Annotated in this window: 19 protein-coding genes and 1 pseudogene; 11 read left to right on the top strand and 9 right to left on the bottom strand. The window is 74.1% G+C overall.

Translation table 11 applies throughout. The features are described 5' to 3' along the window. Positions 1-92 precede the first annotated feature (92 nt). The gene (locus ACFZAU_RS38845) at positions 93-1,484 is read right to left on the bottom strand and encodes an NAD(P)/FAD-dependent oxidoreductase (protein ID WP_500556128.1); all 1,392 of its coding nucleotides are present in this window, start codon (positions 1,482-1,484) and stop codon (positions 93-95) included. Between the two features lie 118 nt (positions 1,485-1,602). On the opposite strand from ACFZAU_RS38845, the pseudogene ACFZAU_RS38850 reads away from it, so the two are divergent. The 3 genes and pseudogenes from ACFZAU_RS38850 to ACFZAU_RS38860 all read left to right on the top strand — a co-directional run. Beyond that, positions 1,603-2,253, top strand: a pseudogene (locus ACFZAU_RS38850) (class II aldolase/adducin family protein); the annotation flags it as partial. Between the two features lie 230 nt (positions 2,254-2,483). After that, positions 2,484-3,596 carry an alpha/beta hydrolase gene (locus tag ACFZAU_RS38855; RefSeq protein WP_500556129.1) on the top strand — a complete coding sequence of 371 codons (1,113 nt, stop codon included), beginning with the start codon at positions 2,484-2,486 and terminating at the stop codon, positions 3,594-3,596. Between the two features lie 125 nt (positions 3,597-3,721). Then, on the top strand, positions 3,722-5,104 hold the full coding sequence (locus ACFZAU_RS38860) for a hypothetical protein (protein ID WP_499606208.1): 1,383 nt from the start codon (positions 3,722-3,724) through the stop codon (positions 5,102-5,104). Positions 5,105-5,110: 6 nt separating this feature from the next. On the opposite strand, the gene ACFZAU_RS38865 is transcribed toward ACFZAU_RS38860, so the two are convergent. Then, positions 5,111-5,521 carry a VOC family protein gene (locus ACFZAU_RS38865; protein WP_500556130.1) on the bottom strand — a complete coding sequence of 137 codons (411 nt, stop codon included), beginning with the start codon at positions 5,519-5,521 and terminating at the stop codon, positions 5,111-5,113. A gap of 128 nt (positions 5,522-5,649) precedes the next feature. Next, positions 5,650-6,552, bottom strand: coding sequence for a KPN_02809 family neutral zinc metallopeptidase (ypfJ, locus tag ACFZAU_RS38870; RefSeq protein WP_500556131.1), 903 nt, complete (start codon positions 6,550-6,552; stop codon positions 5,650-5,652). A 229-nt stretch (positions 6,553-6,781) separates the two neighbouring features. Here ypfJ and ACFZAU_RS38875 point away from each other — a divergent pair, with 229 nt between their 5' ends. The 3 genes from ACFZAU_RS38875 to ACFZAU_RS38885 all read left to right on the top strand — a co-directional run bounded on the left by ACFZAU_RS38875 (position 6,782) and on the right by ACFZAU_RS38885 (position 9,890). Further along, a complete protein-coding gene (locus tag ACFZAU_RS38875; RefSeq protein ID WP_500463637.1) occupies positions 6,782-8,380 on the top strand; it encodes an ABC-F family ATP-binding cassette domain-containing protein in 1,599 nt (532 codons plus the stop codon). A gap of 377 nt (positions 8,381-8,757) precedes the next feature. Continuing rightward, a complete protein-coding gene (locus tag ACFZAU_RS38880; protein WP_499606212.1) occupies positions 8,758-8,979 on the top strand; it encodes a helix-turn-helix domain-containing protein in 222 nt (73 codons plus the stop codon). 119 nt (positions 8,980-9,098) lie between these two features. Then, positions 9,099-9,890, top strand: a complete 792-nt coding sequence (locus ACFZAU_RS38885) for an enoyl-CoA hydratase/isomerase family protein (protein ID WP_500463638.1) — start codon at positions 9,099-9,101, stop codon at positions 9,888-9,890. A gap of 293 nt (positions 9,891-10,183) precedes the next feature. Here ACFZAU_RS38885 and ACFZAU_RS38890 read toward each other — a convergent pair whose 3' ends face one another. Further along, a complete protein-coding gene (locus ACFZAU_RS38890) occupies positions 10,184-10,894 on the bottom strand; it encodes a hypothetical protein (RefSeq protein ID WP_500556132.1) in 711 nt (236 codons plus the stop codon). A 157-nt stretch (positions 10,895-11,051) separates the two neighbouring features. Between ACFZAU_RS38890 and ACFZAU_RS38895 the strand changes: the two genes are divergently transcribed. From ACFZAU_RS38895 to ACFZAU_RS38915, 5 genes are read left to right on the top strand one after another with little or no spacing between them, the layout of a single operon-like run. Next, positions 11,052-11,540, top strand: coding sequence for an Asp23/Gls24 family envelope stress response protein (locus ACFZAU_RS38895; protein ID WP_499606215.1), 489 nt, complete (start codon positions 11,052-11,054; stop codon positions 11,538-11,540). A 32-nt stretch (positions 11,541-11,572) separates the two neighbouring features. Further along, positions 11,573-11,755 carry a hypothetical protein gene (locus tag ACFZAU_RS38900; protein WP_499606216.1) on the top strand — a complete coding sequence of 61 codons (183 nt, stop codon included), beginning with the start codon at positions 11,573-11,575 and terminating at the stop codon, positions 11,753-11,755. Positions 11,756-11,764: 9 nt separating this feature from the next. Beyond that, positions 11,765-12,154, top strand: coding sequence for an Asp23/Gls24 family envelope stress response protein (locus tag ACFZAU_RS38905; protein ID WP_500556133.1), 390 nt, complete (start codon positions 11,765-11,767; stop codon positions 12,152-12,154). Continuing rightward, complete coding sequence (locus ACFZAU_RS38910; RefSeq protein ID WP_500556134.1) at positions 12,151-12,762, top strand: DUF6286 domain-containing protein; 612 nt, start codon at positions 12,151-12,153, stop codon at positions 12,760-12,762. Before ACFZAU_RS38905 ends, ACFZAU_RS38910 begins: the two co-directional genes overlap by 4 nt. Before the next feature lie 6 nt (positions 12,763-12,768). Continuing rightward, the gene (locus ACFZAU_RS38915; protein WP_500556135.1) at positions 12,769-13,338 is read left to right on the top strand and encodes an alkaline shock response membrane anchor protein AmaP; all 570 of its coding nucleotides are present in this window, start codon (positions 12,769-12,771) and stop codon (positions 13,336-13,338) included. Between the two features lie 136 nt (positions 13,339-13,474). On the opposite strand, the gene ACFZAU_RS38920 is transcribed toward ACFZAU_RS38915, so the two are convergent. From ACFZAU_RS38920 to ACFZAU_RS38940, 5 genes are all read right to left on the bottom strand, one after another. Then, on the bottom strand, positions 13,475-14,236 hold the full coding sequence (locus tag ACFZAU_RS38920) for an SDR family oxidoreductase (RefSeq protein WP_500556136.1): 762 nt from the start codon (positions 14,234-14,236) through the stop codon (positions 13,475-13,477). A 3-nt stretch (positions 14,237-14,239) separates the two neighbouring features. Then, positions 14,240-16,033, bottom strand: a complete 1,794-nt coding sequence (locus tag ACFZAU_RS38925) for a glycoside hydrolase family 15 protein (RefSeq protein ID WP_500556137.1) — start codon at positions 16,031-16,033, stop codon at positions 14,240-14,242. Between the two features lie 59 nt (positions 16,034-16,092). Beyond that, on the bottom strand, positions 16,093-16,923 hold the full coding sequence (locus ACFZAU_RS38930; RefSeq protein ID WP_500556138.1) for an SURF1 family cytochrome oxidase biogenesis protein: 831 nt from the start codon (positions 16,921-16,923) through the stop codon (positions 16,093-16,095). Positions 16,924-17,032: 109 nt separating this feature from the next. Then, complete coding sequence (locus ACFZAU_RS38935; protein ID WP_431963558.1) at positions 17,033-17,287, bottom strand: metallothionein; 255 nt, start codon at positions 17,285-17,287, stop codon at positions 17,033-17,035. Between the two features lie 80 nt (positions 17,288-17,367). Beyond that, entirely contained in the window at positions 17,368-18,354 is a 987-nt protein-coding gene (locus ACFZAU_RS38940) for a DEDDh family exonuclease (RefSeq protein WP_500463646.1), read from the bottom strand. Positions 18,355-18,548: the final 194 nt, after the last annotated feature.

Raw genomic sequence — 18,548 nt, forward strand, 5'->3', positions numbered from 1 at the left:
AACGCCGCGCCGACCTCCACCAGGGCCTCCTGGAACTCGCCTGCAGCATCATCTGCCTGCGACGACTCCGCACGTCATTCTGAAACGATCAGTTAGTGGCGGCCCGAGATGCGGTCCGCGATACGCGCCACCCGGTCGGTCTCCGCGCTGCGTCCGGCCTGCTCGCGGCGGTCGGCGCCGCGGTAGGCCGCGTACAGCCCGTGCACCCCGATCCACCGGAAGGGTTCGGGCTCCCAGCGGCGCACGCGGTGGTGCACCCAGGGCAGGGCCGTCAGCTCCGTGCCGTGCGCCTGGCCGGAGTCCAGCTGGACGAGGTCCCGCAGCGTCCGCGCCGCGAGGTTCGCCGTCGCGACGCCGCTGCCGACGTAGCCGCCCGCCCAGCCGAGGCCCGTCGAGCGGTCCAGTTCGACGGTCGCGCACCAGTCGCGCGGCACGCCGAGCACGCCGGACCAGGCGTGGTCGACCGCCACCCGTCCCGTCGCCGGGAAGAAGCGCACCAGGATCTCGCGCAGCGCCTCCACCGTCGCCGCTTGTGTGCGGCCGTCGTTGTCCGTGCGCGAACCGAAGCGGTACGGCACCCCCCGGCCGCCGATGGCGATCCGGTCGTCGGCGGTGCGCTGCGCGTACATGTACGCGTGCGCCATGTCGCCGAGCGCCTCCCGGCCCTCCCAGCCGATGGTGTCCCAGACCTCCGCGGGCAGCGGCTCCGTCACGATCATCGACGAGTTCATCGGCAGCCACGCCCGCTTCTGGCCCTTGATGGAGGCGGTGAAGCCCTCCGTGCAGCGCAGCACGTAGGGGGCGCGCACGGTCCCGAACGGCGTGACCGCGTGCTTCGGCCGGATCTCGGTCACCGGGGTCGACTCGTGGACGACGACGCCGAGCGCCTCCACCGTCCGGGCCAGCCCCTGCACCAGCTTCACGGGGTGGACGCGCGCCCCGTGCGGCGTCCAGGTGCCGCCGGCCGTCCCGGCGACCCGGATCCGCGCGGCGGACTCGGCGGCACCCAGCAGCACGCGGTCCTTCTCGCCGAAGGCGACCTCGGTCTCGTGGAAGGCCCTGAGCCGGGCCAACTGAGCGGGGGAGTGGGCGACCTCCAGCACCCCGCCCTTGTGGACGTCCGCGTCGATGCCCTCCTCGGCGGCGACCCGGATCACCTCGTCCACGGTCCCGTTCATCGCGCGCTGCAAGGCCACGGCGGCCTCACGGCCGTGGAGCGCGGCGTAGCGGTCGCGGCCGGCGATGCCGTTGTACAGCCAGCCGCCGTTGCGTCCGGAGGCGCCGTAGCCGCAGAAGCGCTGCTCCAGGACGACGATCCGCAGGAAGGGCACGGCCTTCTTCAGGTAGTAGGCGGTCCACAGCCCCGTGTAGCCGCCCCCGACGATGCACACGTCGGCCGTGGTGTCCCCGGGCAGCGGCTCACGCGGCACCGGGAGCCCTGACTTCGCGTACCAGAAGGAGATGCCGCCGTTGACGGTGGTCATGGTGCCCCTGCAATTCGTATGCGTGATCGGTCCGTAAGGGTGTGCCGGGACGTTACTGTGCCCCGAGAGCGGGCGGCAACGGCCAACCTGTCAGGATCAGCGCTCGGAGGTGGCACGGATGTCGGTGCGGAACACGGTGGCGCGGGCCTGGACGGAGCTGGTGGACACGGCCCGCCGCTCCGTCGACGACGGCCTCGTGGTCGGCACCTCCGGCAACGTCTCGGTGCGGGTGGGCGACGACCTCGTGCTCGTCACCCCCAGCGGGGTGCCGTACCACCGCCTCGGCCCGGAGGACACGGTCGGGGTCGCCCTGGACGGCAAGCAGGTGCTCGGCGCGCTGCGCCCGACCAGCGAGCTGGCGATGCACCTGGCTATCTACCGCCACACCGACGCGGGCGCCGTCGTGCACACCCACGCCGTGCACGCCACCGCCGTCTCCACGCTCCTCTACGAACTGCCCGCCATCCACTACATGGCCGCGGCGCTGGGTGGCCGGATACGCGTCGCCGACTACGCGACCTACGGCAGCGAGGAACTGGCCGCCAACGTCCTGCGCGCGCTCCGCGACCGTACGGGCTGCCTGCTGCGCAACCACGGCACCATCGTCTACGGCGACGACCTCGAGCAGGCCTACGACCGCACCGCCCAGCTGGAGTGGATGTGCCAGGTCTGGCTCGCCGCCCGCTCGGTGGCCGGGTTCTCGCCGTCGCTGCTCTCCAAGCGCGAACTCGCCCGCGTCGCCGAGCGGCTGCGCCAGTACGGCCAGCCCGGGGACGAGGCGGCGGAGGAGCCCGAGGGGCACGGGGTCCGCGGGGCCGGCGACGCGTACGAGCTCCAGGACGAGCACGACGCCCACGAGGCCCGGGGGGAGCGCGCCGGGCACCGGGCCGCCCGCGCCGACGTCCCGCGGCCCCGCGAGGCCCACGAGGACGAGCGCGACTGAGCCCGGACGGTCCCGCCCACTGGCCGCCCCGGGTGCGCGCGCGGACACTGGAGGGGATGCGCCTCACCACCGCGGCGGCCCTCGCCGCCACGACAGCGTTCGGTGCCGGGGCGGCCGCCGTGGCGGCCGGGCGGCACGTCTCCGAGCTTGCCCTGCGGCCGACCGCCTACGGCATCGACCCGGACCCGCTCACCGTCCACGCCGTGACCGGGCGGGACATCACCCTCACCCGGACCCTCGGCACGGCCCGGCGCGGTGTGCACGGCCTGATCGCCGCCGGGGTGCACGTCACCGTCGGCGAAGTGCTCTCCACGGCCCCCGACTCGGTGACCCGCCGTCTGGTGCGCATCAACCGCGGCGGCGTCGCGCCGGGTGACCAGGTCCGGCTCACCCCGCAGGTGCACATCGGCACCCCGGGCTCAGCCCTCGGCCTGGAGTACCGGGACGCCGAGATCCCCGCCGAACTCGGCCTGCTGCCTGCCTGGTTCGTGCCCGGCGCCCGTGACACCTGGGTGGTGCTCGCGCACGGCCTCGGCACCTCCCGCGAGCTCGGCATGAACCTCATGGCGTTCCTTGCCAAACTGCGGCTGCCCGTCCTGGCGTTCTCCTACCGCAACGACGCCGGGGCGCCCCCCTCCTGGGACGGCATCGGCCACCTCGGCGACTCCGAATGGCGCGACCTCGACGCGGCGATGCGCTACGCGGTCCGGCACGGCGCGCGCCGGCTGGTGCTGCACGGCTGGTCGACCGGGGCGACGATGGCGCTCCGGGCCGCCTGCCACTCCCCGCTGCGCGCCCTGGTGTCCGGGATGGTCCTGGACTCCCCGGTGCTCGACTGGCAGGACACGGTCCGAGCCGCCGCCACCGCGCGGGGCGCGCCCCGGGCGCTGCTGCCGCTGGGCGTGCGCGCCACCGAGGGCCGCACGGGCCTGCACGCGGAGCGGATCGCCGAGGCCGCCCACCCGGAACGGCTGGACGTGCCCGCGCTCGTCTTCCACGGGCCCGACGACTCGCTCGCCCCGTGGGGTCCGTCCCGCCAACTGGCCCGGGAGCGCCCGGACCTGGTCACGCTGCACGCCGTCAGCGGCGCCTCGCACGCGGCCATGTGGAACGCGAACCCCTCAACATACGAGGAGGCCCTCCGGCGCTTCCTCACCCCCCTCCTCTGAGGCCTTCCCTACCTGGTCCTTATGTCTCGACAAAAGCGCATCTCTCCCCCCAATTCGGGCGCCGTCCATCACGCTACGGGGACGCTCGTTTGGGTTTCCGGGTGCTCACCCGCAAGACTGCTCCCGTGACGTCCCGTATCCCGCGAGACACTCCGCTGCGTCTTGTCCCGCGCAGGCCACTCGCCACCGCGCGCCGTGCCGCCACCACGCGGCGAAGCCGCCCGCCGCGGCCGCCGGAGGGAATCCCGGCACTGCCCGAGCTCGCCCGCAGGGCGCGCACCGAACTCTCGGACGCCGTACGGCTGGCCCGCTGGGCCGAGGCGGAGACCGGCGCCGCCGCCCCCGGGACCGCCGGGATACTACGGGACCCCGACGTGCTGCGGGCCGTCGCCGCCCTGGGCCTGACGGAGCGGAAGGTGCGCGCCGCCTGGGACCGGGCCCGGCTGACCGGCCTGATCGAGCTGCACAAAGGAGGCGCCGCCCGGCCCGGCTGGCGACTGCGCGCCTGGGACCGCGACGACACCGCCGTGCTGCGCGGCTGGGTCGCGCTCTTCGACGCCTGGTCGCTGGCGCACCCCGCGGCGCTCGAGCCGGAGTGCGCCGACGCCGACCCCTCGCTCGTCGCCGAGGTCGTCGAGGCCGCTCCGCAGCTGCTCTCCCTGCTCCACCTCTCCTCCGGTCCGGTCGCCGTGGCCGTACTGCTGGACCTGTTGCGGCAGCGTGTGGCCGAGCTACGCGCGGAGCGCCACGAGCCCCCGGCCGGCGGGGGCCGCGACGAGCTGCCCGCGCTGCTGGACTGGACGCTGGACGCGCTCGCCCGCGTCGGCGCCCTCCGGCCCCGTGACCCGGCCCGCCCCGGCGAGGTCACCATCACCGCGCTCGGCAGCTGGGCGGTGTGGGTGAAGCTGGAGCAGATCTGCGTGGCCGCGCAGGGCCCCGCCGGGCACTTCGAGCACTCCGCCGAGGAGATGCTCAAGGCCTGCATCGGGATGCCGCCCGGCGCCGCCCGCGACGAGTACAAGGCCTGGCTGGCCGCCCGCCCGGTGGCCCAGGCGGTGGGCGAGTTCCTGGACGTGGCCCGCGGTGACGACGCACTGCTGCGCGCCCTGGCCTTCGAGGCGCTGCGCGTCGTCGGCGGCCCCGCGGAGCCGTCCGTCCGCGCCGTCGTCGACGAGGCCGGCCTGCGGCCCTACGCGCTGCTGTGGCTCGCCGAGCACGAGGGGGCGGACCCCGAGGACGTCGCCGCGCTGCTCACCCGCGAGGAGTCCACCTGGCTCTGGGTCGACACCGCCGCGGCCGTCGCCGACCACGGCGAGAGCCACCTGCTGGTGAGCCACCTCGAGACGGCCGTCCAGGGCTCCGTCACCCGTCTGCTGGAGGAGCTGCGCCACGCCGGCCACCCCCGCACCGTCCAGGTGCTGGTCGCCCTCGCCGCCGCGCACCCCGACCCGGCGCTGTCCAAGATGATCCGCCGGGCCGCCTTCCAGGTGCACACCGGGGGAGAGTGACCGGGGCTACCCCGGTATCCGCGGCACGTACGTGCCGAAGGACCAGAGGTTGCCCTCCGGGTCGCGGGCCGTGTAGTCCCGCGACCCGTACTCCTGGTCGGTGAGCGGCAGTACGACCTCGGCCCCGGCGGCGAGGGCACGCTCGTGGTGGGCGTCGGCGTCCTCCACGACGACGTACACCGACGCGGCGCCCAGGCCCGCGGCGATCCGGCTGAAGGCGGTGCCCGACCGCTCGCTGCCGAGCATCACCACGCCGTTGCCGTACGCGAGTTCCGCGTGCTCCACCACGCCGTCCTCGCCCTCGTGCACCGCGATCTCGGTGAAGCCGAAGGCCTCCACGAGGAAGGCCACGGCGGCCTTCGCGTCCTTGAAGCGCAGCGTCGGGCAGACGGTGGGTGCGGTTGCCTCGCGGGCCATGACGATCACTCTCCCCTTCCGGGACCTGACGTCCTGTGCGACGTGGATCACAGTCTGGCAGGGGGGTCCGACAATGGCCCCGCGCACGGACAAAGCACCCGGTCAGGCCACCCGTCACCCGTCACCCGTCAGCGCGCGAACGTGTCGCAGTCGCCGGGATCGCCGCTGTCCAGCCCGGTGGTGAACCACTGCTGCCGCTGCGCCGACGAGCCGTGTGTCCAGGACTCCGGGGTCACCCGGCCCTGCACCCGGGACTGGATCGCGTCGTCGCCGACCGCCGCGGCCGCGTCCAGCCCCCGCCGGATGTCGTCCTCGTCGAGCGCGCTGATCATCGGGCCGCCCGTGTCCTCGTCCAGGGTCCGGGTGGCGTTGTGCGCCCACACGCCCGCGTAGCAGTCGGCCTGCAGCTCCACGCGCACGGAGTTGCTGCTCGGGCCGGTGAGCCGGTCCTGCGCCTTGCCCAGCGTCCCCACCAGGTCCTGCACGTGGTGCCCGTACTCGTGCGCGACGACGTAGCTCTCGGCGAACGGCCCGCCCTCCGCGCCGAAGCGGCTGGTCAGCGTGGAGAAGAAGTCGAGGTCCAGGTAGACCTTGCGGTCCACGGGGCAGTAGAACGGCCCCGACGCGGGGTCCGCGACCCCGCACCCGGTGCGGATCGGCTGGTCGAAGAAGACGGTCGGCGCGGGTTCGTAGGTCATGCCGCGCTTGCGGAACTCCGAGGACCAGTACGCCTGCACGTTGTTGATCACCGCGACCATGCGGCACTCCTGGCGCGCGTTGGCGTCCGCGCCGGTGCGGCAGCCTTCGGCGAGGTCCGAGCCCGAGGTGGTGCCCGGGGCCTGACGCGGGGGATCCGAGGAGAGCCCCAGCTGGTCGGGGCTGATGCCGAAGATCAGCCCGATCACCACGACGATCAGCCCGATCAGACCACCACCGACCGCCTTGCCCCGCGGCCTGCCGCCGAACCGTCCGCCGCTCCGCTGGTCCTCCACCTGGGACGTGTCGAGCGATGCGTCGTCGTCGAACTGCATACCTCCGATTATCGGCCGTCGTGTCCCTCCCGGCCCGTCGCGGCCGGTGGGGCGGCCCCCGCCCCGGGCCCGCCCCGGCCCACCGGCCGAAAACCGCTTGCCGGGCACCCGTGCCGCCCCCGGTAGACTGGAGGCATGGCAGTGATCCGCACGCATTAGACGGCGTCCGACCGCGACCACCGCGACCCCCCGTCCGACTGCCGTCCGCCACGCCCAGGAGTTTCTTCCCGTGATTACTGCCACCGGCATCGAGCTGCGCGCCGGAGCCCGCGTCCTCATCGAGTCCGCCTCCTTCCGCATCGCCCGCGGCGACCGCGTCGGCCTGGTCGGCCGCAACGGCGCCGGCAAGACCACCCTCACCAAGGTGCTCGCGGGCGAGGGCCTGCCCGCCGCCGGCACCGTGACGCGTTCCGGTGAGGTCGGTTATCTGCCCCAGGACCCGCGCACCGGCGACCTCGACGTCCTGGCCCGCGACCGCATCCTCTCCGCCCGCGGCCTGGACACCGTCCTGCGCAAGATGCGCGAGAACGAGGAGCGGATGGCCAACGGCAAGGGCGCCACCCGCGACAACGCGATGAAGAAGTACGCGCGCCTGGAGACCGAGTTCCTCACCAAGGGCGGCTACGCCGCCGAGGCCGAGGCCGCCACCATCGCCGCCGCCCTGGGCCTGCCCGACCGCGTCCTGGCCCAGCCGCTGCACACCCTCTCCGGCGGTCAGCGCCGCCGCGTCGAGCTGGCCCGCATCCTCTTCTCGGACGCCGACACCCTGCTGCTCGACGAGCCGACCAACCACCTCGACGCCGACTCCATCCTGTGGCTGCGAGACTTCCTCAAGACCTACCGCGGCGGCTTCATCGTCATCTCCCACGACATCAACCTGGTCGAGACGGTCGTCAACAAGGTCTTCTACCTGGACGCCAACCGCTCCCAGATCGACGTCTACAACATGGGCTGGAAGCAGTACCTCACCCAGCGCGAGGCCGACGAGAAGCGCCGCAAGCGCGAGCGCGCCAACGCCGAGAAGAAGGCCGCGACCCTCAACGCCCAGGCCGACAAGATGCGCGCCAAGGCCACCAAGACGGTCGCCGCCCAGAACATGGCGCGCCGCGCGGACAAGCTGCTGTCGGGCCTGGAAGCGGTGCGGCAGTCCGACAAGGTCGCCAAGCTGCGCTTCCCCGATCCCGCGCCGTGCGGCAAGACCCCGCTCACGGCCGAGGGGCTGTCCAAGTCGTACGGCTCGCTGGAGATCTTCACCGACGTCGACCTGGCCATCGACAAGGGCTCCCGGGTGGTCATCCTCGGCCTCAACGGCGCCGGCAAGACGACGCTGCTGCGGCTGCTGGCGGGCGTGGAGCAGCCGGACACCGGTGCGGTCGTCCCCGGCCACGGCCTCAAGCTCGGCTACTACGCCCAGGAGCACGAGACCCTCGACGCCGACCGCACCGTGCTGGAGAACATGCGCTCCGCGGCCCCGGACATGGACCTGGTCGCCGTCCGCAAGATCCTCGGCTCGTTCCTCTTCTCCGGGGACGACGTCGACAAGCCCGCAGGCGTGCTGTCCGGCGGCGAGAAGACCCGGCTCGCCCTTGCCACCCTCGTCGTCTCCAGCGCCAACGTGCTGCTGCTCGACGAGCCCACCAACAACCTCGACCCGGCCAGCCGCGAGGAGATCCTCGGCGCGCTGCGCACCTTCACGGGCGCGGTCGTCCTCGTCACCCACGACGAGGGCGCGGTGGAGGCCCTCCAGCCCGAGCGGATCATCCTCCTGCCCGACGGCGTCGAGGACCTCTGGGGCCAGGACTACGCCGACCTCGTCGCGCTCGCCTGATCCTTCCGGGGCCCGCGGCCGATCATCCGTGTGGATCACTCCACTGGATCATTCGGCCGACGGGTGATCCTTCATCTGTGTGAGATGGGCTCGTACTCCGGCGCGGGAACGTGCGAAATACCGGACGTACGAGCGGATCAGCCGCGTCACATGGGAGAACTCCTTACCGGCCCGGATGACCTGCTCTTTCTCCGCGGCGCTCGGGAAGCGGCCCGGGAAGGTCGTGCGGAATGCCGGATTCCACCCCTCCGGCACCGCGTGTTCGCGTCAACGGGGCGCCAAATGTTGTCGCACGGACCTTGCCGAATGGGTGGCCAGGAAGTCTCCTAGGGGTGATCATGAGAGTCACAGAGCGCACTTCCCTAGAGGAGGCACGGGTGGCCGAGACTCTGAAGAAGGGCAGCCGGGTGACCGGCCCCGCGCGCGAAAAGCTCGCGGCAGACCTCAAGAAGAAGTACGACGGCGGAGCAAGCATCCGGGCGCTGGCCGAGGAGACCGGCCGCTCGTACGGCTTCGTCCACCGGATGCTCAGTGAGTCCGGCGTGACCCTGCGCGGTCGCGGCGGAGCGACACGGGGCAAGAAGGTTTCCACGGCCTGACGCGGCCGGGCTCCTTGCGCAGCGGCTCGGAGTCGTGGCAGAACCACCCGGTCGCGGGAACGGCCGACCGGGTGGTTACTCTTCGGTAATCCAGACTGCGGATCGCCAGGAGGTGCCCGATGTCCGACCCCACTGTGCTGCTGGAACGTGACGGCGTACGACTTGTGACGGAGGATTCCGTCGCAACCGTCACGCTGTGCAACGCGGCCAAGCGCAACGCCCAGTCGCCCGCCCTGTGGCGGGCGCTGGTCGAGGCCGGCCGGCTGCTCCCGGGCAGCGTCAGGGTCGTCGTGCTCCGCGCGGAGGGCGTGTCCTTCTCCGCGGGGCTGGACCGGCAGGCCTTCACGCCCGAGGGCTTCGACGGCGAGCCGTCGTTCATCGACCTCGCGCGCGCTCCCGAGGGCGAACTCGACGCGACCATCGCCGAGTACCAGTCGGCCTTCACCTGGTGGCGGCGGAACGACCTCGTCACCATCGCCGCGGTCCAGGGGCATGCCATCGGGGCGGGCTTCCAGCTGGCCCTCGCCTGCGACCTGCGCGTCGTCGCCGACGACGTGCAGTTCGCCATGCGCGAGACCAGCCTGGGCCTGGTCCCCGACCTCGCCGGCACCAAGCCGCTGACCGAACTGGTCGGCTACGCCCGGGCGCTGGAGATCTGCGCCACGGGCCGCTACGTCGGCGCCGAGGAGGCCTGCGCCACCGGTCTGGCCAACGTCGCCGTCCCCGCGGCCGAGCTGGACGCCACGGTCAAGGACCTGGCGGGCGCGCTGCTGGCCGCACCCCGCGACGCCGTGATCGAGACGAAGGCCCTGCTGCGCGAGGCCTCCGGCCGTACGTACGAGGAGCAGCGCGTGGCCGAGCGCGCCGCCCAGGGCCGCCGCCTGCGGGACCTGGCGGGCGTGGGGGAGTAGCCGCCCGGCCGGGTTCGCGCGTCGTACGTCGCCGGGGCGCCCGAGCGCGGGGCCGGCGCACTCCGGGATCCGGGTGCGCGGGCACCGCGCCGCGAGCCCGGCCTCGCGACCGGGACGCCAGTCCGCCGACGCGCGGGCCCGGGACGCTCGTGTGTCTCCGCGATCAGCGCAGCAGCTGCGACCACGCCGCCGTGGTGGCGGTGGGCCGACCGGCCGTCGCCGACAGGATCACGCCGCCGGCCGGGCACCGCACGGCCCCGGACAGCCGGGTGCCGCGCCCGGCCGCGGCGTGCTCAGCCTGCGGCGATGTCGGTGACCACGACGGTCGTGACGTCCTGCGTCACGGCCGTCACCGCCAGGGCCACCGCCCGCGCGACGTCCAGGGCGCGGTGACCCGCGGCCACCGCGATCTGCACCTGCGACGGATGGCGCTGCCCGCCGAGCCGTGAGGTCAGCCCGGCGACCCCGGGGACCCGCATCGCGGCGCGGCCCGCGGTGGTGGCGGGCACCGCGCCCTCCGGGGGGCCGGTGTCCTCCGGCGGTTCGGCGGCCTGCGCGGGGTGCCCCGTCGGGCCGACGTCGCCGTCGAGCAGCCCGGTGACCGCCAGGTCGATCGCCTCCGGTTCCAGCCCGAGGCCCTCGGTGGCCGCCCGCCACAGTGCGTCGCGCAGCCGCCCGGCCGACTCCGGCAACGGGTGCTCCGGGGTGGCCTCGAAGCGGGCCTCCACGCGCAGCGGCCGCCTCGGCAGGGCCCCGGAGGGCGCCGACTCCGGCAGCGTCCCGGCCACGTCGCCCGGTTCGCCGTCCGGGCCGTCCGGCCCGTCCACCGTGCCGACGCGCAGTGTGCCCAGGCGGATCCCGGGCACCGCCTCGGCGGCCGCGCGCAGCATCCCGGCCGCCGCCCGCTCGGTGACCCACGCCGTGTCCGCGGGCCCGCCCAGGGGGAGGACCCGGCCGTGCCCGAGCTGCCGGCGCACCGCACGAGCCAGCCGGTCCGCGGTCATCGGCCCTCGTCTCCCTCCGCCGCGCGCGTGCGCGCGTGCCGCCATCCTGTCCCTGATCGCTGCATCCTCACGGCGCGACGGGGCATGCCCACATAGTGTGGTGCACGGAGCAGCCCGTACCGCTCCCGCCGTCGGAAACCCGAAGGGAAGAGGTGCGATGACCGAGACCGCTCCGCAGGCGGAGGGGGGCCGGACCCTGGAGAAGGGGAGCAGCCCGGCCGGAAACGGCACGTCAGGGCGGCGCGCGCCCCTGGGGGATCCCGCGACACGCGGGCGCACCACCATCGCGGACGGCGTGGTCGAGAAGATCGCCGGGCTCGCGGCGCGCGACGTGGAGGGCGTGCACGCCCTCGGCTCCGGCGTCTCCCGCGGCTTCGGCGCGGTCCGCGACCGGGTGCCGGGCGGCAGGTCCGTGACCCGGGGGGTGCGGGCCGAGGTGGGCGAGGTGCAGGCAGCCCTCGACCTGGACATCGTCGTCGACTACGGGGTCTCCATCGTGGCGGTCGCGCACGGGGTGCGCGAGAACGTCATCGCGGCGGTGGAACGGATGACCGGCCTGGAGGTCATCGAGGTCAACATCGCGGTGGGCGACGTCAAGCTCCCCGAGGACACGGACGACGACGACCAGGAGCAGCGGGTCCAGTGACGGGCCCCGGGTGGGACACAGGGAGCGGAACGATGAGCATGGCCGTGCTCGGCTTGATCGTCGGGATGGCGCTCGGATTCGCCGGGTTCTTCGGCGGGTTCGCGGCCTTCCTGCTGGTGGCGGCGCTCGGCGCCGTCGGGTTCGTCGTCGGCCGGTTCCTCGACGGCGACCTGGAGCCCGGGGAGTTCTTCCGCAGCCGTGACCGGAGGCGGTGAGCCACGAAGATGACGGCCGCGGTGCCGGCGCCGACGCCCCCCTCACCGCCACACGCCCCCGCGGAGCGCGGCTCGCTGCGCCTCGCCGACCGCGTGCTGGCGAAGATCGCCTCCCAGGCGGCCCGCGAGGCCCTCGCCGACGCCCCCGGACGGGAGTACGTGCCGCGCGGCGCGCGCCCCCAGGCCGGCGTCTCCGTCCACCGCGAGCAGGTGTACGTACGGCTCTCCGTCGAACTCGGCTACCCGGTGGACATCGCGGCGGTGTGCCGGTCGGTAAGCCGCCATGTCACGTCCCGCGTCCAGGAGTTGACGGGCGTCGCGGTCCTCGGGGTGACCGTAGAGGTCGAACGCCTGCACTCGCGGGCCGTCCACCTTGCGCAGGAGGCGAGGGTCCGGTGAACGAACCCGCCCCGGCGCCCCTCCCGCCGGCCGAGCCCCCGCCGCCCGCACCGGCGCGGCGCCGCTCCCGCGCGCGGCGCTTCTGGTCCCCGCGCCGGCTCCCGGCCGCGGTCACCGCCGGGCTCCTGGCCCTCCTGGCCGGGCTGCTGCTCTACGACATCGCCGCGGTACGCGCCGGACGGCCCGGGACGGCCTGGCGCCGGGCCCTCACGGAGCAACTGGCCACCCGCCCGCTGGACGACCCGTGGATCCTTGCCGGGGCCTGCGTGGCGGTCGTGCTGGGGCTGTGGCTGCTCGTCCTCGCCGTCACCCCCGGGCTCCGCGACGTCCTCCCCATGCGCGCCGGAACGGCGCCCGTACGGGCCGGACTCGACCGCCACGCCGCCGAACTCACCCTGCGGGACCGAGCGGTGGAGGTCTCCGGGGTGCGCTCGGCGCGTGTCACGGTCACCCGCCGCACCGCGACGGTGCGTGCCGTGATCGCCTTCCGCGAGACGGAGGCGGTCCACGCCGACCTCGTGGCGGCCCTGAACCAGGCCGTGGAGCAGCTGGGCCTGGCCCGGCCGCTCGGCCTCGCGCTGCACGTCCGCCGTGTCGGAGAGGGGTGAGGCGCCGTGCGCGCCACTGTCAACCGGGTCGTCCTCGCCCTCACCGGGCTGCTCCTGGTGCTGGGCGGCGCCGTCGTGCTGTGCTCCGCGACGGGACTGCTGCACCGCCCGTACACGGGACGGGACGACGTGCTGCTCAGCGAGGGCGACCGGACCCGCTACGAGGGCACCTCGTGGTGGTGGCCGGTGGTGATCGGCGTGCTGGCCCTGGGTCTGCTGTGCGCCCTGTGGTGGCTGCTCGCCCAGGTGCGCGACCGCAGGTTGCGCCGGCTTGCGGTGGACGCCGACGAGGACGGCCTGGTCCTGCTGCGCGGCCGAGCCCTGGAGGAGATCATCGCCGCCGACGCCGAGCAGCTCCACGGCGTCGAGCACGCCACCACCGCGCTCATGGGCACGCCCACCGCACCCCGCGCCCGGCTCCAGCTCGCCCTGTCCCCGCACGCCGTCCCCGGCGACGTCCTCGCCGCGCTCGACTCCGCCGTCCTCGACAGCGCACGCGTCAGCGCCGGCCTCCCCCTGCTCCCCGCCGAGGCCCGCCTGCGCGCCGTCAGCCACCGCGCGGCCCGCGTCACCTGACCGCCCCGGGGGCGGGCGTCCGCGGCGGGACGGGGCTCCGCGGTGCGGGTCCGTGCGGGCGTCAGCGCCGGCCTTCTCCCGCTTCCTGCCGAGGCCCGCCGTCAGCCACCGTGCGGCGTCCTCGCCGGGACGGGGCTCAGAAGCCGCTCCGGGCCCCGCCGTCCACGGGGAGCATGATCCCCGTCAGGTAGGACGCCGCGGGCGACAGCAGGAACGCCGCGGCACGGCCGAACTCCTCCGGGGTGCCGTAGCGGCGCAGCGGGATGCGCTCGCTGAGACGGGCGCGGGCGGCCTCCGCGTCGCCGGTGCGGGCGTCGAGCTCGCGCACGCGGTCGGTGTCGATCCGGGCGGGCAGCAGCCCCACCACGCGGATGCCGCGCGGCCCCAGCTCGTTGGCGAGGTTCTTGGCGTAGCCCGCCAGGCCCGGCCGCAGCCCGTTGGAGACCGCGAGCCCGGGGATCGGCTCGTAGACCGAGCCGGAGAGCACGAAACCGATGACGCCGCCCTCGCCGAGCTCGTCGGCGGCCGCCCGGGACAGCCGTACGGCACCGAGGAAGACGGACTCGAACGCGGCCCGCCACTGGTCGTCCCCGATGACGTCGGTGTGGCCCGCGGGCGGACCGCCCACGCTGATGAGGAAGCCGTCGAGCCTGCCGAACGCCCGCCGGGCCGCGGCGACCAGCCGTTCCGGCGCCTGCGGTTCGGCGTTGTCGGCGACGACGCCGGTCGCCCGATCCGCGCCGCCCAGAGCCGCGACGGCGCCGGCCACCGACGCCTCGCCGCGGCCGCCGACGACCACCCGCGCACCGTCGGCCGCCAGTTCCCGCGCGGCGGCGAGGCCCAGCCCGCGGGTCGCGCCCGTCACGACGTACACCCTGTCCTTCAACCCGAGGTCCATGCGTCATCGTCCTCCGTCGCGACCGGACAGCGTGAGCGCGGTGTTGACCAGGCCGATGTGGCTGAACGCCTGCGGGAAGTTGCCCAACTGGCGTCGCTCGACCGGGTCCCACTCCTCCGCCAGCAGGCCGACGTCGTTGCGCAGGCCCAGCAGCCGTTCGAACAGCTCGCGGGCCTCGTCGACGCGGCCGATCCGGTGCAGCGCGTCCGCGAGCCAGAACGAGCAGGCCAGGAAGGCGCCTTCGCCGCCGGGCAGCCCGTCCACGCTGCTGTCCTCCAGGGTGTAGCGCCGGACGAAGCCGCCGTGGTCCAGTTCGCGGCGCACCGCCTCCACCGTGCCCACCACCCGGCTGTCGGTGACGGGCAGGAAGCCCACCTGCGGGATGAGCAGGGTCGCCGCGTCCAGCTCCTTGGAGCCGTAGTACTGGGTGAAGGTGTTGCGCTCCCGGTCGAAGCCCTTGCGGCACACCTCGCGGTGCACCTCGCTGCGCATCGCCCGCCAGGAGTCCGCGTCGCCCGACAGGTGCGGCTGGTTCTCCAGGGTGCGCACCGCCCGGTCGGCCGCCACCCACGCCATCACCTTGGAGTGCACGAAGTTCCGCCGTTCGCCCCGCACCTCCCACAGGCCCTCGTCGGGCTCGTGCCACTTGCTCTCCAGGAAGTCCATCAGCGTGCGCTGCACCGCCCAGGCGTGCGGTTCGTCACGCAGTCCGAAGCTGCGGGCGAGGAAGAGCGAGTCGAGGACCTCGCCGTAGACGTCGAGCTGGAGCTGCTTGGCCGCGGCGTTGCCGGTCCGCACCGGCAGGGACGCCTCGTATCCCGTCAGCCAGTCCAGTTCCTCCTCCGGCAGCCGGCGCTCGCCCGCCAGCCCGTACATGATCTGCAGGTCGGCCGGGTCGCCGGCGACGGCACGCAGCAGCCAGTCACGCCAGTGGTAGGCCTCCTTGAGGTAGCCGGTCTCCACCAGCACGTTCAGGGTGAGCGTCGCGTCGCGCAGCCAGCAGAAGCGGTAGTCCCAGTTCCGCACCCCGCGGATCTCCTCGGGCAGCGAGGAGGTCGCCGCCGCGGCGATGCCGCCGCTGGGCGCGTACGTGAGCGCCTTGAGGGTGATCAGCGAGCGCAGCACCGCGTCCCGCCAGGGACCTTCGTAGCGGCACTTGGCCGACCAGGACTCCCAGTCGGCGCAGCTCTGCTCCAGCGCCCGGACGGGGTCGATCAGGCGGGGCCGGCTCTCGTGGGAGGGGTGCCAGGTCAGGGCGAAGGCCACCCGCTCGCCCTCGGCGACGGTGAAGTCGGCGTGCGTCGCGAAGCCCTTGCCGTACATGGGCACCTGGGGTTCGCTGCGCAGCCACACCGAGTCGGGCCCGGCGATGGCGACGCGGTGGCCGTCGGTGCGGCGCACCCAGGGGACGACCCGCCCGTAGTCGAAGCGCAGCCGCAGCTCGCTGGTCATCGCGACGCTTCCGCGCACGCCCTCGACGATGCGCATCACGTCCGGGGCGCGGTCGCGCTGCGGCATGAAGTCGATCACCTTGACGGCGCCGTCCCGCGTCTCCCACACGCTCTCGAGCACCAGGGTGCCGTCTCGGTAGGCGCGGCTCGTGCAGGGCTCCTCGCGCCAGGCCGAGGCCGGGGCGATCCGCCAGTTGCCGTTGTCCTCGTCGCCCAGCAGCGCGGCGAAGCAGGCGGGGGAGTCGAAGCGCGGCAGGCAGAGCCAGTCGAGGGAGCCGCTCCGGGAGACCAGCGCGACGGTCTGCAGGTCGCCGATGATCGCGTAGTCCTCGATCAGTGCCGCCACGGTCGGCCTCCGTCTCTCCCTCGTACGAGGGTCCCCGCTCTACGAGGGTGCCCCTGGCGCTAAGGCGACGCGACCGCAGCGGCGGCAGGCTCCGCCGTACCGCCCGTCTCCTCCGGAGCCGCGTCGAGGGCGGCGAGCCGCTCCCGCCGCTCCCGGCGGACGAGGATGACCCAGCCGACCGGCACCATGGCGGTGAACAGCCACCACTGGATCGCATACCCCATGTGCATGCCGATGCTGCCGTGGTCGGGGTCCGGGATCAGCTCGGGCTGCCGCCCCGAGGGCTTGGGGGAGGTCGTCGTCAGCTCGACGTAGCCGCCGACCGGCCGCTCCGACGCGGGCAGCTCCTCGGCCACCAGCGTGCTGTTGATCAGCATGATCATGCGGTCGGGCAGTCCGCCCTTGTTCCGGATGCCGGTCGCCGCCGTGGTCTCGTCCGGGCGCAGCCGGCCGGTGACGGTGACCTCGCCCGACGGGGCCGCCGGGACCTTCGGGACCCTCGTCAGGTCGGTGCCGGCCGGGATCCAGCCCCGGTTGACCAGCACCGACCGGCCGTCGGCCAGGACCAGCGGGGTGATCACGTGGTAGCCGATGCTGTCCCCGTCGGCGGCGGTGCGCTGGCGGGCGACGACCTCGTGCGCGGTGTCGTAGTGCCCGGTCGCGGTGACCGTGCGGTAGACCTCCCGCTTCGGCACGGCCGTGCCGGGGGCGGTCAGCGACTCCACGGGGACGGGCTTCGCCTCCAGGTTGTCCGCGATCAGGTGGTTGCTGGCCACCCGGCGCTCGTGCCGGTGCAACTGCCAGTAGCCCAGCTTGACCATGACGGGCATCAGGAGCAGTGCGATGAGGGTGAGGATCACCCACTGCCGGGACAACAGGAAGCGGTACACCCCATGACCGTACAACTCGGTCGCGGGGCGCTCTCCGGAGGGGTCGGGCGGTTGCCGTGCCGGGGTCACCGGCCGTCACCGGGACCGTCGGTCGCCGGCAGCGCCGCGGTCAGCCGCCACCGGGCAGCGAGCCGACCCGGTCGACGATGCCGCTGCGGCCCTCCGCCTTCGAACAGTGACCGCCGCAGTACCAGTGGCCGTCGACCTCGACCCCGTGGCCGACGATCCGCACCCGGCAGTGCTCGCAGATGGGCGCCATCCGGTGGATGGCGCACTCGAAGCTGTCGAAGACGTGCACGGCCCCTTGGGCGTGCACTTCGAAGCTCATCACGTAGTCGTTTCCGCATACTTCGCATCGGGCCATGAGGCCCAGGGTGCGGGCCGGGCCCTGGTGCGGCAATCGGTGACCGGGTGCGTCGCGGGCGCACCACTCGAACGGCGGCGTCAGCCGTGCACGTCCGGCGCGGGGGCGACGTCGCCCAGCAACCGGGCGAAGCGGCGCTCGTCGACGACCGGGGTGCCGAGCTGCCGGGCCCGCACGGCCTTCGTGGTGAGCGAGTCGGGGTCGTTGGTCACCAGGAGGCTGGTCAGCCGGCTCACCGAGGACGACACGTGCAGCCCCGCCTCGGTGGCGCGGTCCTCCAGCAGCTCCCGGTCGATGCTCGTGTCGCCCGAAAAGGCGACCCGCATCCCCTGGACGAGGGGTCCCCCGGACTCCAGCCGCCCCGGGTTGGGGTAGGGGCAGGCCGGGCGCCGCCGCGAGGGGCGCCAGCTCATCGGCCGGTACGTGCTGCGGTAGCCCGCGGCGGCCGACTGCGCGGGGGCGGCCGTGTCGATCCACTCCGTCAGCGGGCGGCAGGCGTGCAGCGGCAGCTGGAGTCCGCCCGCCGCGGCCTGGCGCAGGCTGGGCCGGAACACCTCCGCCAGCACGCGTGCGTCGTCCAGCGCGTGGTGGGCGCGCTGCTGGACGACGCCGAAGTGCGCGGCCAGGGACTCCAGCTTGTGGTTGGCCAGCGGCAGCGCGAGCGCCTTGGAGAGCACGATGGTGCACAGCCGGTGCTGCACGGGCGCCACGGTGCCGGCCCGCGCGAACTCCCGGGCGAGCATGGACCAGTCGAAGACCGCGTTGTGGGCGACGAACACCCGGTCCGACAGCCGTTCCGCCAGCTCGGCGGCGACCTCGCCGAAGAGCGGGGCGTCGGCGAGCATCTCCGAGGTGAGGCCGTGGATCCACACCGGGCCCGGGTCCCGCTGCGGGTTGACGGGGGTGTACCAGTGGTCCTGCACCTCGCCGTGCGCGTCCAGCCGGTAGACGGCCGCGGACACTATCCGGTCGTCGCGGCCGAGGCCGGTGGTCTCGACGTCCACGACGGCGTATCCGTCGGGGTAGGCCTCTGGCCACGACGGTTGCGGAAGCTGGGGCGCGTGCATGGAGGAACACAATACGGGCGGCCACCGACAGTGCCCGCCGCCACCCGGCCCTGGCGCACCGTCGGATGACTCCGCGGACGGGCCGCCCGGGGCGGCGTGCCGGAGGCGTGACGCGGCCGTCCGCCGCGTCAACCACCCGCCCCACGGGCTTGGTTGGGAAACCGCCCCGGCGGGGCCGGCCGGCCGGGCGGATC

Origin of the sequence: Streptomyces sp. NPDC008238 (genome assembly GCF_042956445.1) — a bacterium.
Lineage (GTDB): Bacteria > Actinomycetota > Actinomycetes > Streptomycetales > Streptomycetaceae > Actinacidiphila.

Excerpts from the sequence above, each read along its gene's own strand:
- ACFZAU_RS38845 (WP_500556128.1), bottom strand. The coding sequence starts at position 1,484 with ATGACCACCGTCAACGGCGGCATCTCCTTCTGGTACGCGAAGTCAGGG.
- ACFZAU_RS38855 (WP_500556129.1), top strand. The coding sequence starts at position 2,484 with ATGCGCCTCACCACCGCGGCGGCCCTCGCCGCCACGACAGCGTTCGGT.
- ACFZAU_RS38865 (WP_500556130.1), bottom strand. The coding sequence starts at position 5,521 with ATGGCCCGCGAGGCAACCGCACCCACCGTCTGCCCGACGCTGCGCTTC.
- ypfJ (WP_500556131.1), bottom strand. The coding sequence starts at position 6,552 with ATGCAGTTCGACGACGACGCATCGCTCGACACGTCCCAGGTGGAGGAC.
- ACFZAU_RS38885 (WP_500463638.1), top strand. The coding sequence starts at position 9,099 with ATGTCCGACCCCACTGTGCTGCTGGAACGTGACGGCGTACGACTTGTG.
- ACFZAU_RS38890 (WP_500556132.1), bottom strand. The coding sequence starts at position 10,894 with ATGACCGCGGACCGGCTGGCTCGTGCGGTGCGCCGGCAGCTCGGGCAC.
- ACFZAU_RS38895 (WP_499606215.1), top strand. The coding sequence starts at position 11,052 with ATGACCGAGACCGCTCCGCAGGCGGAGGGGGGCCGGACCCTGGAGAAG.
- ACFZAU_RS38900 (WP_499606216.1), top strand. The coding sequence starts at position 11,573 with ATGAGCATGGCCGTGCTCGGCTTGATCGTCGGGATGGCGCTCGGATTC.
- ACFZAU_RS38905 (WP_500556133.1), top strand. The coding sequence starts at position 11,765 with ATGACGGCCGCGGTGCCGGCGCCGACGCCCCCCTCACCGCCACACGCC.
- ACFZAU_RS38920 (WP_500556136.1), bottom strand. The coding sequence starts at position 14,236 with ATGGACCTCGGGTTGAAGGACAGGGTGTACGTCGTGACGGGCGCGACC.
- ACFZAU_RS38935 (WP_431963558.1), bottom strand. The coding sequence starts at position 17,287 with ATGGCCCGATGCGAAGTATGCGGAAACGACTACGTGATGAGCTTCGAA.
- ACFZAU_RS38940 (WP_500463646.1), bottom strand. The coding sequence starts at position 18,354 with ATGCACGCGCCCCAGCTTCCGCAACCGTCGTGGCCAGAGGCCTACCCC.